We start from the raw sequence: 14,391 nt of genomic DNA, 5'->3' as shown, positions 1-14,391 counted from the left end.
GTTGTAACCCTCTTCAAATTAACCCATTAAGAAAGATAAACAAATATTTATCAAATATCGGGTTCGGTTTGACTCTTTAAACTTTTGTTATTTTTGTGGTTCAATGTTATTTCCATGATAAAAGACTTCTTGTCTTTTTTTGGCTGTAATTATTCAAGGTCACTTATTTCTCAAGATGCTTTCAATGGCATCCAGTTCTTCTTTGGAAAAACGGATATTATCCAAAGCTTTTACATTGTCTGCAAGTTGCTCAGCCTTACTTACACCGACCAGAACGGTGGTTACCCTTTCGTCTTTCAGCAACCAGGCAATGGCCATCTGTGCTAGGCTTTGTCCCCGTTTTTTGGCGATTTCGTTCAAGGCTTTCACTTTAGCGATCACCTCATCTGAAAGCTGCTCCTTTTTCAGGTATCGGCCATCTTTTGCCACCCTGCTGTCTTCCGGAATGCCTTTGAGGTATTTATCCGTCAAAACTCCCTGCTCAAGTGGTGAAAAAGCAATAGAACCGATGCCCTCATCTCCCAGGACATCCAATAAGCCATTTTCCACCCAGCGGTCAAACATGCTGTATCGGGGTTGGTGGATCAAAAGTGGTGTGCCCATTTCCTTCAATAGCTGTGAAGCCCTGAGGGTATCCTCAGCGGAATATTGGGATATGCCCACATACAAGGCCTTTCCTGAGCGGACAATGTGGTCCAAAGCCCCCATGGTTTCTTCTAAAGGTGTTTCCGGATCAGGTCTGTGATGGTAAAAAATATCCACGTAATCCAATCCCATTCTTTTTAAACTCTGGTCAAGGGATGCGATGAGGTATTTTCTCGAACCAAGATTACCATAAGGCCCGGGCCACATGTCCCAGCCAGCTTTGGTGGAAATGATGAGTTCATCTCTATAAGGTCGGAAATCCTTTTCCATAATTCTGCCAAAGTTCTCTTCAGCAGAACCATAAGGTGGGCCATAATTGTTAGCCAGGTCAAAATGGGTGATGCCATAATCAAATGCCTGCCTTAGGATATGCCGGGCATTTTTGAAATCTGCATTGTGCCCAAAGTTATGCCATAGACCTAGTGAAATCTGAGGCAATAAAATGCCACTTTTTCCGCAGCGGCGAAAAGGCATTTTATCATAGCGGGCTTCATTGGCAACATAAGGGGGCAATGGTTGGTGGTCGTTGATGCGCATAGGTTATTTAGGTTCGTCAATATTAAAGTTTGAATTTAAACAATGATTCAGGAAGAATAAACCCATCCATCATATTCTTTATCAGAGTAAGAAAATACCGCCCACTACTGAAATTGCGGCAATAGTAAATACTACCAAAATGGGTTTCCAGGCATATTGGATCCAATCTTTGTAAGAAATTCCTGCGGCAACCAGAATGGCCATCAGGCCCCCATTACTTGGGGTGACCATATCCATGATGCCCGCACCATATTGATAAGCCAATACCACCACTTGCCTGGACATGCCGATCAGATCGGCCAAAGGAGTCAAAAGCGGCATGGTCAACACTGCCTGACCGGAAGTACTGGGAACAGGGATATGAAGAATGGCCTGGGCGATCATCATTCCAAAAGCAGAAAGTCCCAAAGGTAATCCTTCCAAAGGATTGAAAAGGGCATAGATGATGGTGTCAATAATCTGTCCATCTTGAAGCACCAGGTAAATGCTTCTGGCCAGACCAACGATGATCCCGGCAAAAACCAGTTCTGCGAAGCCTTCTGAATAGGCTTTGGCCGTTCCATTGATACCTAATTTCCCAATAATTCCTGCACTCATCCCCATAGCAAAAAAGATGGCGGACATTTCATTATAATCCCAGTCCCAGTTGCTCAGTCCATAGATCATAATCCCAAAAGTGAGGGCTACCAAAACTAAGATCAGGGAATGTGACTTGGACATTTTATCAGGAACTTCCTCGGATGGATTTTCCTGATGATTGGGGTCTTTTCCTGTGCGGATGACATAAATTATCCAAAAGCCCAAGGCAAAAGCCAAAAAAATCATCCTATACAGCCCAGCCGAAAACAAAGGGACTTCCGCGAAATTTTGTGCAATCAGCACTGAAAAAGGATTGGAAGGACCAAAAGCCCCACCAATGAGGGCACAGCCCAAAGAAATGGCCACACCGGCAATTGGGGTATAACCCACTTTTCGGCTCAGGATCATTAGTACAGGGACCATGGCGATGATTTCTTCCTGAAGCCCGTTTAAGGCTCCTGCAGTGGCGAATAGCATTCCAACCAGTGCCAGTAAGTACGCTTTGGCATTCTTAAAGCGGTGGATCAGACTTTCAAGCCCGGATTGAAAGGCGCCCGTTTTGTCCACCACATAAAAAGCCCCTCCAATAATCAGAATCAATACCACCACTTCAGCCCCTTCAATTATGCCTTCCGGTACGCTGAGAAATATTTTCCCCAAACTTACAGGTTGGTTGTCAATGACCCTGTAGCTCCCCTCTATTACCACCTCCCGGCCTGTTGCCTCATCCAAGACCCGATCAAAAGAACCCGCAGGGATCAGGTAAGTCAACAATGTCGCCAGGGCAACAAAAGAAAGCATAATGATCATGGGGTGGGGGAAGGAGAGCTTTTTCATGGGCTTTAAATAGTCGGGCGCAAGATATAAAAATCGGGGATATTAGAAGTGAAAAGTCTCAGATCCAATTTTCGATAGTAGATAGATTCAGAATACAATAATTCAACCCCATTCGGGGTTGGGAGAACCATTATCCCTTCATTCTTTTTACCACCGGATTGTCATCCGGGGCAAATAACCTGAAGGTATTGAATCCCTTCGGGATTTTGGGATTTCAACCATCCTCGTGGTTGGGGGCGAGGATAAAGATTGACCTTTTTAAACTACCGGATAGGCATCTGAGGTCATTAGCCAGTTGGTATTTAATCTCTCAATCCCAGGTACAAGCTATATCAAAGTTTGGGCTGCTTTTACATAATTTGGAATCAGGCATAATCCCGAAGGGATTGAATCCATGCAATGGTATTTACCCCGGGTAAAACCCGGTGGCCTCTGGATAATAGCATCCCCAAAAATTCCCAACACCGAGAGGGGTTGAATTCTTATTGAAAAATAAGGATATAAAAAAAGCTACCTTTACGGCGGCTTTTCCAGATTATCTTAATCCTTAATCTCCCGTGGTATTATGAGAGTGGTTCTTTAGTTAAAAAGTATAGCTCATTTGATCCTGTGTCCCTTTTTAAAACCCATGACCCTTTGAGTTATCTTAATCTTGGCAACTCAAATGGATGACGAATTATTATTCTAACAAGATTTTTAGGTAAAATCCTAAATTTTATTTAATTTATCATTTAGTTTAGATGAGTCAAACATAATATCCATGAAAAGAAAACTTTGGCCCGCATTCATTTTAATTATTGGCACGTCAGTTTTGCTTCTTTCCTGCAAGGAAAAAATCCAAGAGCAACATAGGAAGAGCGTAATTACCTTTAATAGTATTAAAGTTTCAAAAGATCCATATACCATAGAAAAAATGATTCCTTTGGAGACCAGGGAAAACAATTTACTAAAAGAGTTCCTATTGCTTAGGGCCAATGACAAAGGTTTTTTTATCCTTGACAAGGAAAAAAATGATGCCATCCACCATTTTGATATGGAGGGAAACTATCTAGGGAGAATCCTTGAAGTAGGGGAAGGACCTGAGATGTTACCCAACATCAATGACTTTATAGCCACAGATCAGGGACTTGAAATATTAATTGGAAAAGGAGACCAGTCAGAAATTTGGGTATTTGACCATGAACTCAGCCTAGCCCAAAAAATAGCTTTGGATTACCTGGCCTTCACATTTTCCAAATTACCTAATGGAAATTATGCCCTATGCGGGGGATATAACAAACCTATCGTCATGCATCGTTTAGTGATTTCAGATCCCGAAGGAAATATAGTGGAAGAATTATTGCCTAATGAATATAGCAATGACCTATTGCCTGTTGGAGAGCAAAATTTCAATACTGCGAACTCTGGATTGTTTTATCATGAGTTTTATAATCCAACCCTTTACGAATTAAAAGGAGATGGACTAACACCAAGGTATGAATTGGAGATGGGCAAATACAGGATTCCAGATGAATATTGGGACCTGGATTGGATGCAGGGTTTTGAACTGATCAGCAAAAATGGCTTTGCCTTTCCCTCTCATTACTTTGAAACTAAGGAGGGGGCCTTTTTCGGGGTAAATGTTCAGGCAGATATGCAATTGGTAAACCATCAGCTCGTACTGGATAAAAAAACAGGAGATATAAAAAGACGGATTACCAGCAATGACAATAACCCTGTTTTCTTTCAATTGGCAGGATTATTTGTTGAGCACCTTATCTTTATTGCACAGGCCAAAGATGTATTGGCGCACGAATCAAAGGCCATTGAAAAACAGGGTTTGAGCATTGAAGCGCAAGATAACCCTGTTTTGGTTTTTGTTAAATTTTAAACATTTCGGTTATGAAAAATTATTTATTGGCTATCACCCTGTTCATTTTATTATCCGCTTGTGCTAAAAATGATCCCATTGATTTTTTTAAAGAGTTACCGACCTATGAAGTTTCCGAAGAGATTCCATTTGATCCAAGTTGGTGGGAGGCAGAGAAGAAAATTGTAATTGCAGCAAAAAGCCTTTACTTTTTTTCCATTCCATTTATAGACTTGGTAGAACCCTATGATTTTCCTGTTTTGATCTATGTGTCAGCTGATTCTCCTGAACAAGTGTTGGAATATTTAAAAAACCATGAATTTAAACACCCCATTATCTTTGACCCTGAAGCTAATTTTTTTGAAAAAAACCGACTAAGGGAAAGGTTCAATTTCGACAAAGAAAATACGCTTACCGCTTTCTATATGATGAATGATGAAATTATAAAACCTGCAAATATTGGAATGAGGGAATGGTTCGTAAAGGAGTTAAAAGAATTTGAAGAACTCTGATAGTAAGTTTATACCCACCTTTATGAATGTGATGCCTAGTGCTTGGCGTGTAGCGCCTTAATCCGTTCGAAGGCCATGGACATGTGTCTCGGTGCAGCCTGGTGATTGCAGATTTCTTCGGTATTTTCCATACCAGTTCCCTGACAGGTACGACAGGATGTAAACTCTTGTAGGCTACCTTCACAGGTTGGGCAGGAATGTTTTCCCTCACCGCTGCATTTATCGCATTCGTGGTATTCTACCAGGTTAAAAACATTTCTTTTGGTGACAATTCCTTTGCCAAAGCATTGATTACAGCCTACCATACCCCTTGCCTTACATAGGCTACAGTCTTGATTTAACTGCTTTTTCCCCTCGCAAGTACTGCATTCATAAATGCGGTATCCTTGGTTATTACAAAATTTACAGGCCAATATGGCTTTAATGGGCTCTTCAAGCTTTTGCTCCAGTTCTTTTGCTGCATCAAAGTTGGGCGCATTTCTGCCATTGATCTGAAGGTATCTTTTGACAAAATTTAAGCTGTTATCATATTGTCCCAATTCAAATAAAGTCACAGCAAAATGATAGGGCATTTCAGGAGAAATGGGCAATCCTGATTCAATAATTTGTCTGAAGTAGGTATTGGCTTTTTCATAATCCCCTTTATCCATTTCTTCCAAAGCATTATTGAATAACCTGGTAGCACCTCCTAATGCAGGCCTGACCTGGGCCATACTGTCAAGGCCTAAAACTGAAATGAAAATGAATACAAAAGCCAAAACCTTCATTGGGGGGTAAACTTTCTCTTTTAGCACGTAATCCGGGTCATTTAGGTTGGATACGAAAAGTAATGAGGTTTAAATAAATAAGCAAACCTCTTGTTAAAGCTTTTAAGGATAGCCTGAGAGATTGCCTTTCAGGCTATTTTTTTCAACTTGATCTAAATTCCTTTTTTTATCTTATTTTGGTTGAATGAAAACCATCCTTTCAGGCCTTATTAAGTTTGTAATTGCTATAGTCCTCTTGCTTTTCTTAGCCCTTGCCCTGAGCTATAGAGGAGACTTGGGAATGGACCGGCTGGTAGCTAAGTATACCAGCGAAAACTCCTATTTTCTTCCGGTTAATGGCATCAATGTCCACGTCAAGGTAAGCGGAGAAGGTGAGGCCATTTTTTTGATCCATGGAAGTTTTTCTTCTCTTCATACCTGGGAGGCTTGGGAAAAAGAGCTAAGCAAATATTTCATGACCATATCCATGGACCTCCCAGGCCATGGCCTCACCGGCCCTGATGAACTGGGGAGGTATGGGATTGCAGATTATGCAAGCTTGATCCTTGAAATCGCAGATCAAATGGATGTGGATGAGTTTCATGTGGCAGGAAATAGCATGGGAGGAGCTGTCGCTTTAAAAATAGCCTCTGATCACCCGGAGCGGGTGTTGAGTCTCAACTTGGTGGATGCTGCAGGTGCGCCTCCTGTTCCATCAACAGCAACCCATGATGCCAACAGGTCCAGAAACTCCGGTGCTACTATTTTTAAAGTGGCACAATACCCCCTTGTCAACAAACTTTTATTGAAATGTACACCCAGGTTCCTTTTCAAATGGAATCTTCAACAAGTTTTCTATGACGAAGAAAAAATTACTGATAAACACATTACCCGTTATTATGAATTGATAAGAAGGGAAGGAAACCGGCAAGCCACATTGGACAGACTTACCAGCAGAAGCAGTTACCAAATTGATTTCGAAAGGCTCAATATGCCGGTTTTAATCATGTGGGGTGCCCAAGACCGCTGGATTCCCCCAAGTCATGGAGAGCGCTTAAAAGCCGCTATTCCTGGAGCAACTTTAAAAATATTCGAAAATGCAGGACATGTGCCCATGGAAGAAATCCCGACGGAAACTGTCTTAGAATATTTGCATTTTCTGGGCATTCAGCTGGAAGAGGACTATCTTTCTCCTCCAAAACTCTTCAGTTATGCCCAATGAATTATTACTTATTGTTTTATTGATTCTTCAAACCCTGCTTTTGGTGTATTTGATTTTCCAGCAGCGTACAGGTAAAGAGAAGGAATTAGATCTGAATCAAAATTTACAGGAGTTCAGGTTATTATTGGAGAAGCAAATGCAATCCAATCGGACAGAAATCCAGCAAGGATTGCTCCAGCAGTTTTCGATGGTCATGGAATCGCTACGTGCCAACGCGAAGGATCAAGCGGAGGTTTTAAAAGAGTTTGGGCAGATTTTCAGGCAAAATGTCCAAGAGTTCAATGCCCTTCAAAAGGAGAAATTTCAGGAATTGGTATTCAAGCAGGAGCGCATGCTGGCCTCTACTGAGGAACGCCTGGACAAAATGCGGGAGACTGTAGACGAAAAGCTTCAAAAAACCCTGGAAGCCAGGCTTGGGCAATCCTTTGAATTGGTAAGCAATCAGTTGCTAGCTGTTCAAAAAGGGTTGGGGGAGATGCAAAGTCTGGCTACCGGAGTAGGGGATCTAAAGCGCGTCTTAAGCAATGTCAAAAGCAGGGGAGTGCTGGGGGAGTACCAGCTGCAGGGAATTTTGGAAAATGTCTTATCCCCTGAACAATATGCCTACAATGTGGCGGTAAAAAAAGGTGTTGGGGAAAGGGTAGAATATGCCATAAAGATGCCGGGCAGCCAATCTGATGGTCCTGTTTACCTGCCCATTGATGCGAAGTTTCCCCAAGAGACCTATTACAGGCTGTTAGATGCCTATGACAATGGAGATAAAATACTTATAGAAGCGGCCCGACAAGAACTCTTCAAAGCCATCAAAAAAGCAGCCCAGGATATCAGTCAAAAGTACCTGCATCCACCACATACGACAGATTTTGCGCTTCTTTTTCTTCCTATGGAAAGCCTTTATGCAGAAGTCGTAAGGGATGGACATTTGGCTCAGACTTTACAGCGGGATTTTAAAATTGTGGTAACAGGACCGACTACGCTGGCGGCTATGCTTAACAGTTTACAGATGGGCTTTAGGACATTGGCTATCCAACAAAGGAGTTCAGAGGTATGGAAGGTTTTGGGCGCTGTTAAAACTGAATTTGGGAAGTTTGGAGACCTCATTGCCAAGGCACAGAAGAAAATTTCAGAGGCCCATAATGATTTGGACAATTTGGTGGGCACCAGAACAAGGGTGATCCAAAGAAAATTAAACGAGGTTGAAGCTTTGCCGGAAGAAGAAGGTAAAAAGCTCTTAGACTGAACTTTTTGAAGGAGCCAAAAGTTTAATTCTTGACAGAATTACCTAAATTGAACTTCCATGAAGTATTTGTTTTTAATCACTGGTTTATTCCTTTTTGATATCAGCCTTGCCCAGGAGATTTATGAGGTGGATGTTGAGGTCCGCGAAAATTCCTTTGTCGTAAACAATACAGCTGTGGACATGATCTCCAAAGGGAATTATACCACTGCAGCAAAAATTTTGGAGAAAGTAATTGAAGATGATCCTTCCTATCATGCGGCCTATTTAAACTTTTACAGGGCAGGAAGCCAAGTGGAAGAGAAAAAAGAAAAGGTAGTACAGGTGTTGCGAAAAGGCTTGGAAATCTTCCAAGAGGATGATGAAATGGCCTATTATTTGGGTAATTTATTGCAGCGGGAAAATAGATACAATGAAGCCATTGAAGCCTACTCAGAGGCCATTGCCTACAGTAAAATCAATGGAGAAGACTTCCCTTTGGTCTGGGCTTATTATTTCAATAGGGGAAACTGTTATCTGAAAACCAATCAGTTTAAAAAAGCCATTCAGGATTACAATTATGCCCTTACCCTTAGTCCGGATAATGCCGATGTTTTGACCAATAGAGGTTTCTGTTACTACAAAACCAACGATTCAGATGCAGCCTGTACAGACTGGCATGCGGCTTTAAATCTGGGGAATTCTCAAACTAGCCGTTACATACAGTCCTTCTGCCAATAATTATCCGTTATTTTTTGGCCATCCTATAAAAACCAACTACCTTTTCAGCGCTTTAGGACTGTAAAAATCTACGACAGCCTTTTATTAAAATGTTTTTAACTGCATGAATATCGTAATAGCAGGTGCAGGCGATATGGGATACCATTTGGCTGAGCAACTCAGTTATGAAAATCAGGACATTGTACTTATTGACTTGGATAAGGACGTCCTGGACAATGTGTCTTCCCACTTGGATGTCATGACTATTCTAGGTGATGCCACTACACTGGAGATATTGAAAAATGCCAATGTGAGACAGGCCAATATGTTTATGGCTGTCACCACCTCGGAGAAAACCAATATTGTAGCAGCACTCTTGGCCAAGCAGCTGGGAGCCAAGCGGGTAATCGCCCGCGTGAGAAATCACGATTACTTAAAACCTGAGCATGAGCAGTATTTCAAAAATCTGGGGATTGACAATATCATCTCTCCGGGCATGCTTTGTAGTGATGAAATTTACAGAATGATCAAAAACTCTACATTTACAGATGTTTTTGAATTTGAAGGAGGAAAATTGAATGTGGTGGGTCTTACCTTAGACCAATATTGCACCCTGGTGAATAAGAAAATATCGGATATGAAGGACAATCCGATTTTTGAGGATATCAAAATCATTGCGATTGTCAGGGATCAGATGACGATCATTCCTAGGGGAAACACCATCATCAGAAATAACGACCATGTCTTTTTCATTTCCAATAAAAAGGCTGTTTCTTCCATTGTTGACCTATTAGGACAACAGAAAGTTGGGATCAAGAATGTGATGATCATTGGAGGGGATGATCTGGCATTTACCACGGCTCTAAAATTGGAGAATGAATATAGGGTAACGCTTGTGCACAAAGACAAGGAACGTTGCAAATGGCTTTCCGAACGTTTGAATGATACTTTGGTCATCAATGGGGATTATAAAAATATTGAAATTTTAATTGAGGAAGGTTTGGAAGAAATGGAGGCCTTTATTTCCCTCACCGATTCCTCTGAGACCAACATCATCACCTCCCTTTCTGCAAAGAATCATGGCGTATATAAGGCCATTGCCCATGTGGATACCAGGGAATACATCCATATTTCCCACAGCATAGGCGTAGACTCTCTGATCAATAAGAAATTGGTAGCGGCCAATCAGGTTACCCGATTTTTGAGAAAAGGGAAGGTAGAGGCCGTATCAGGCATTTATGGCGTGGATGCGGAAATAATCCAATATGTGATCACCAAAAACAACCGGGTGACCAAGAAACCGCTCAAAGACCTGCATTTTCCGGAAACTGCCATTGTCGCGGGGGTAATCAGGGGTGAAGAGGTCTTTATTCCGGATGGGGATTTTGTACTACAAATGGACGATAAAGTGATTGTCTTGGCGCTTCCTGCAGCCAAAAACAGCTTGGAAAAACTCTTTCATTGATCTATGATCCATTTCAAAGCCATTGGAAAAGTGATGGGGGCCTTATTGATGCTTTTTGCATTGATGATGCTTCCTGGAGCAGCTTTTGCTTATTACTTTCAAACAGGCGATCTTGATGCCATGTTACAATCAGCCTTTGTAACTTTTACAGTGGGCTCATTGATGTTTTTTTCTTTCTCCAGACAAGACCAGAATATCCGCAAAAGAGAAGGTTATCTAATCGTTTCTGTCAGTTGGTTCCTGATGTCTTTATTTGGCATGCTTCCTTATTTATTAAGTGACCTGGCTATGGATATCCCTGATGCCATTTTTGAAACCATTTCAGGATTAACGACGACTGGGGCTACTATTTTGACTGACATTGAGGCAACGCCAAAAGGCCTATTATTTTGGCGCTCCATGACCCAATGGATCGGTGGTTTAGGGATTATTGTCTTGACAGTTGCCATTTTCCCTCTTTTGGGGATTGGCGGAATTGAGCTATTTGTAGCGGAATCTCCTGGACCCACTTCAGATAAATTGCACCCCAGGATTCAAGAAACAGCCAAAAGACTTTGGTATGTATATATGGGGCTAACCATCCTCGTAGGCGTACTTTATTTTATCGGAGGGATGACCTTTTATGATGCTGTAAACCATGCATTAACAACCATGGCTACTGGAGGCTTTTCTACAAAGAATGATAGCCTAGCTTTCTTTACTTCACCTTTTATTCAATATACCGCTATTGTGTTCATGTTCCTTGCAGGAACTAACTTCACGGTAATTTACTTTGGCCTCAGAGGAAAGTTAGACAGGGTTTGGAATTCTGACGAATTTAGAGCCTACATTACAGTCGTCATTTTGATGGTACTCTTTTTGACTATTCCTGTAGTCTACTATTCAGGTGAAGGTATTGAAAAAGGGTTTCGGGACACCTTATTCCAAATTGTTTCTTTGATTACTACTACGGGTTATGTAACGGCTGATTACACTTCTTATCACAACGGTCTGACCATGGTATTCTTTATGTTCCTTTTTTTTGGTGCTTCGGCAGGTTCTACCAGTGGTGGCATCAAATTCATCAGACACCTGACATTTTTCAAAAACTCCTGGTTGGAATTCAAAAGGATTGTTCATCCCAGAGCGGTAGTCCCTCTTAAAATAAATGGAGAAAGGGTGACGGGAAAAATCATTACGCATATCATGAATTTCCTGTTGATCTATTTGATGATTTTTACAATCGGTTCAATAATAGTTTCTTTGATGGGCTACGACCTGCTGACCGCATTTGGGGCTGTGGCAACCAGTATAGGAAATGTAGGTCCCGCGATAGGAAGGGTTGGCCCAATGGACAATTTTGCCTTCTTCGATCCTTTTACCAAAATATTCTTATCCTTTTTGATGTTATTGGGAAGGTTGGAATTGTTTACCATTTTGGTGCTTTTTACGCCTTACTTCTGGCGAGCGAATTAATTTTGACCAAAAAAGCCCGCAAAAGTCACAATAGTAATACCATTCAAAGCCTTCTCGACAACCATCCACTCTTTTGTTCCCTTTTGTCACTGTTGTGGTTCAAAAAAAATCACATTTTGATATTTTGTACGCTATTAATCCTTAAACTACTTCAGGAAGATAATTCAACCACAAAAGAAAACAAAAGTCACAAAAGCAATACTATCTCAAACCTTGATGCAGCCCTCCTCTTGTTCACTTTTGTCACTCTTGTGGTTCAGAAAAATAATCACCTTTGGATTGTTGGTAAACCCGATTTCCGGATCAAATCCTAAAATGAAATTTTAACCACAAAAGAAAACAAAAGACACAAAACAAGGGTAAAGGACGAGAGGGTAAATACGGAAAGATAGTGGGTAAGTTAGGCAGGAGATAAACGGAAATAGTAATTGTCAACTAAAACTTTTTAAAATTTATCTTGACTTTTAGAAAAATAGTTAATATCTTAAGAATGATTTAGTTTTTAAATTTTCAAGTACTTCCCATGAAAATAATCACTACCCCCCCCCCTCCGCCCCGCAAATATTTAGACATTCTGTCCGGGTACTTTACTAAGCAGGTGTTTGGCTTATTATGCTTGATTACATTCAGTTGTCAAGAATTTGAGCCAATAGAGTTAGCCGCAGATCTTGAAAAAAATGATATCCATTATATAGATATCGAAAAGGCAAGAATAATTGCAACCACGATTGAATTTCCATTACACACAAGTGAAAAACAAAGTCAATTGAAATCCACCAAGGTTAACTTTGATGTTGAAATTTTTGGAAACAAAAATGTTAAAGAGAGTAAGTCACCTTTAGGAAAAGGAGATAAAGCACTTTACCATATCATTAATTATGAAGAGGGTGGATTTATCATCATTTCAGCAGATGATAGGCTTGTACCTGTTTTAGCATTTTCTTTCGATAATGAGATACCACTCAGTGCTGAGGATGATTTACCAGAGGGGCTGATTGATTGGTTTTCGACCCAAGAAGAGATTATAGAATTGATCCGGGACAATCCTGATGCTGAGATTAATCTAGAGGGGGTGGGAAGTCCTTCTTCTTCTATTAATTTATGGGATCCCTGTGCCATTCAGAGACAAGTCGCGACAGAAAATATGAGCTTAACTGACCCCTGTGACCCAGGTGGAGGATGCGAAGATCAATTTACTCAAGTTGGGCCTTTAATGAACACAACATGGGGTGAGAGTTGTGGATATAATCAATTTATGCCTTTAATTCAATGTAGTCCCCAACTATGCAGCGGTAGAGCTTATTCGGGAAGTACTTCTGTTGCTTACGGCCAAATAATGAAATACCATTCCCATCCAAATTTTTACAATTACAACAATATGCTTCCTAATACAGGCACTATTGAAACTGCTACAATGATGTCAGACATTTTAAACGCTTTTCCTGCACAACATAGACTCATTACATGTTTTGCGACCCATGTATCACAGGAAGCAAATTTTCCAATTGTCTTAACAAATACATTTAATTATTCTTCGGCACAGAAAGGTTCATTTAATTCTATAACAGTAAGGAATAATCTAAATCAAAATAGACCTGTTATTTTATTTGGAACAGGAGCTTTCGGTCGTATGTGGGTCACAGATGGCTACCAAAGGACTGTTTTTTGTGAAACCGGAACGACCCATCTAAAATTACACATGAATTGGGGATGGGATGGAGATGGAAATGGCTTTTTCAATTTTGATAACTGGTCTGTAACTATAGACGGAATCACCTATTCGTTCAATAACAATACATTTATGATATTTAATATTATTCCTTAATTTAATTGATTATGAAAAATCCCATCTATATTCTCCCTTTGGTTCTGCTGTTTTTGTTCAGTGCCTGTTCAAATGAAGAACAGATGCCAACCATAGGTGGATTTACCCTTGACAGAGTTTTGACTCTTAAAATTCTGGACGAAGAAGGCAATGACCTCCTAGACCCCGATCACGAAAGATACCTTGATCCAAGTAAAATTAAAGTCTTTTACGAAAGAGATGGACGTATGGTGGAGTTTATCCAATCTCATCTTGACATGCCCAGGAACTTTAGAGTTGATCCTCCTCATGAGTTCCAAGATACTTATTTGATGTTTTTAGTTCTAGATTCTGAAAAAACAGTTATCCAGTGGAACGAAAACGAAAGTGACACTATTCGTGCTGAATTTTTTAAATATTCCGGTAGAGACTTCTTATTAAAAGTGACAAAAGTTTTCTTTAATGGCGAATTGAAATGGGATGTTGAGAGTAAGTCAAGAAGAAAAGTTACTATTATCAAGCCTATAATTCTGTAAACTAAAATAATAACGGGTCGAAATTTGACTGAATTGTAAAGGTTTATGCCTTTCCGGTATGATTTTTTATTCTTATTCCCCTAATAGCGTTTGGAGAGAAAGAAATAAGAGGATAGCCTAAGGGAAACCCCATCCTCTTTTGTTACCGGGCACAAAAGGTATCCAATACCACGGGTTAGAGGCCACTGTCCAGAAAAGTAAGGAAATAGTTGGTCAGTTCAATGGATATTCTGATTCAAATCCCTATAAAATAAACCCCAAAAGAAAA

At 40.5% G+C, this 14,391-nt stretch carries 12 protein-coding genes; 9 read left to right on the top strand and 3 right to left on the bottom strand.

From position 1 onward, the window contains the following. Positions 1 to 159: 159 nt before the first annotated feature. On the bottom strand, positions 160 to 1,182 hold the full coding sequence (gene mgrA, locus B879_RS13060) for an L-glyceraldehyde 3-phosphate reductase (protein WP_009185661.1): 1,023 nt from the start codon (positions 1,180 to 1,182) through the stop codon (positions 160 to 162). Positions 1,183 to 1,263: 81 nt separating this feature from the next. After that, on the bottom strand, positions 1,264 to 2,598 hold the full coding sequence (locus tag B879_RS13055; protein ID WP_009185660.1) for a YfcC family protein: 1,335 nt from the start codon (positions 2,596 to 2,598) through the stop codon (positions 1,264 to 1,266). A gap of 760 nt (positions 2,599 to 3,358) precedes the next feature. Here B879_RS13055 and B879_RS13050 point away from each other — a divergent pair. Further along, entirely contained in the window at positions 3,359 to 4,468 is a 1,110-nt protein-coding gene (locus B879_RS13050; RefSeq protein WP_009185659.1) for a DUF4934 domain-containing protein, read from the top strand. 11 nt (positions 4,469 to 4,479) lie between these two features. Next, on the top strand, positions 4,480 to 4,959 hold the full coding sequence (locus B879_RS13045; RefSeq protein WP_009185658.1) for a hypothetical protein: 480 nt from the start codon (positions 4,480 to 4,482) through the stop codon (positions 4,957 to 4,959). 35 nt (positions 4,960 to 4,994) lie between these two features. Here the strand turns inward: B879_RS13045 and B879_RS13040 are convergent, their stop codons facing one another. Continuing rightward, complete coding sequence (locus B879_RS13040; RefSeq protein ID WP_040400643.1) at positions 4,995 to 5,726, bottom strand: molecular chaperone DnaJ; 732 nt, start codon at positions 5,724 to 5,726, stop codon at positions 4,995 to 4,997. A 184-nt stretch (positions 5,727 to 5,910) separates the two neighbouring features. Between B879_RS13040 and B879_RS13035 the strand changes: the two genes are divergently transcribed. From B879_RS13035 to B879_RS13000, 7 genes are all read left to right on the top strand, one after another. After that, the gene (locus B879_RS13035; protein WP_009185656.1) at positions 5,911 to 6,927 is read left to right on the top strand and encodes an alpha/beta fold hydrolase; all 1,017 of its coding nucleotides are present in this window, start codon (positions 5,911 to 5,913) and stop codon (positions 6,925 to 6,927) included. Beyond that, positions 6,917 to 8,167, top strand: a complete 1,251-nt coding sequence (locus B879_RS13030; RefSeq protein ID WP_009185655.1) for a DNA recombination protein RmuC — start codon at positions 6,917 to 6,919, stop codon at positions 8,165 to 8,167. Before B879_RS13035 ends, B879_RS13030 begins: the two co-directional genes overlap by 11 nt. A 57-nt stretch (positions 8,168 to 8,224) precedes the next feature. Then, positions 8,225 to 8,884: a tetratricopeptide repeat protein gene (locus B879_RS13025; RefSeq protein WP_009185654.1), complete on the top strand. Its 660-nt coding sequence runs from the start codon at positions 8,225 to 8,227 to the stop codon at positions 8,882 to 8,884. Between the two features lie 103 nt (positions 8,885 to 8,987). Further along, positions 8,988 to 10,328: a Trk system potassium transporter TrkA gene (trkA, locus tag B879_RS13020; protein WP_009185653.1), complete on the top strand. Its 1,341-nt coding sequence runs from the start codon at positions 8,988 to 8,990 to the stop codon at positions 10,326 to 10,328. Between the two features lie 3 nt (positions 10,329 to 10,331). Beyond that, positions 10,332 to 11,783 carry a TrkH family potassium uptake protein gene (locus B879_RS13015; protein WP_009185652.1) on the top strand — a complete coding sequence of 484 codons (1,452 nt, stop codon included), beginning with the start codon at positions 10,332 to 10,334 and terminating at the stop codon, positions 11,781 to 11,783. 523 nt (positions 11,784 to 12,306) lie between these two features. Beyond that, positions 12,307 to 13,608, top strand: a complete 1,302-nt coding sequence (locus B879_RS13005) for a C10 family peptidase (protein WP_009185651.1) — start codon at positions 12,307 to 12,309, stop codon at positions 13,606 to 13,608. Positions 13,609 to 13,619: 11 nt separating this feature from the next. Next, positions 13,620 to 14,123, top strand: a complete 504-nt coding sequence (locus tag B879_RS13000) for a hypothetical protein (RefSeq protein WP_009185650.1) — start codon at positions 13,620 to 13,622, stop codon at positions 14,121 to 14,123. Positions 14,124 to 14,391: the final 268 nt, after the last annotated feature.

The sequence above is a fragment of the Cecembia lonarensis LW9 genome, from assembly GCF_000298295.1.
Taxonomy (GTDB): domain Bacteria; phylum Bacteroidota; class Bacteroidia; order Cytophagales; family Cyclobacteriaceae; genus Cecembia; species Cecembia lonarensis.
Note: the sequence above shows the minus strand (reverse complement) of the source record. Positions and strands in the feature narration are given on the sequence as shown.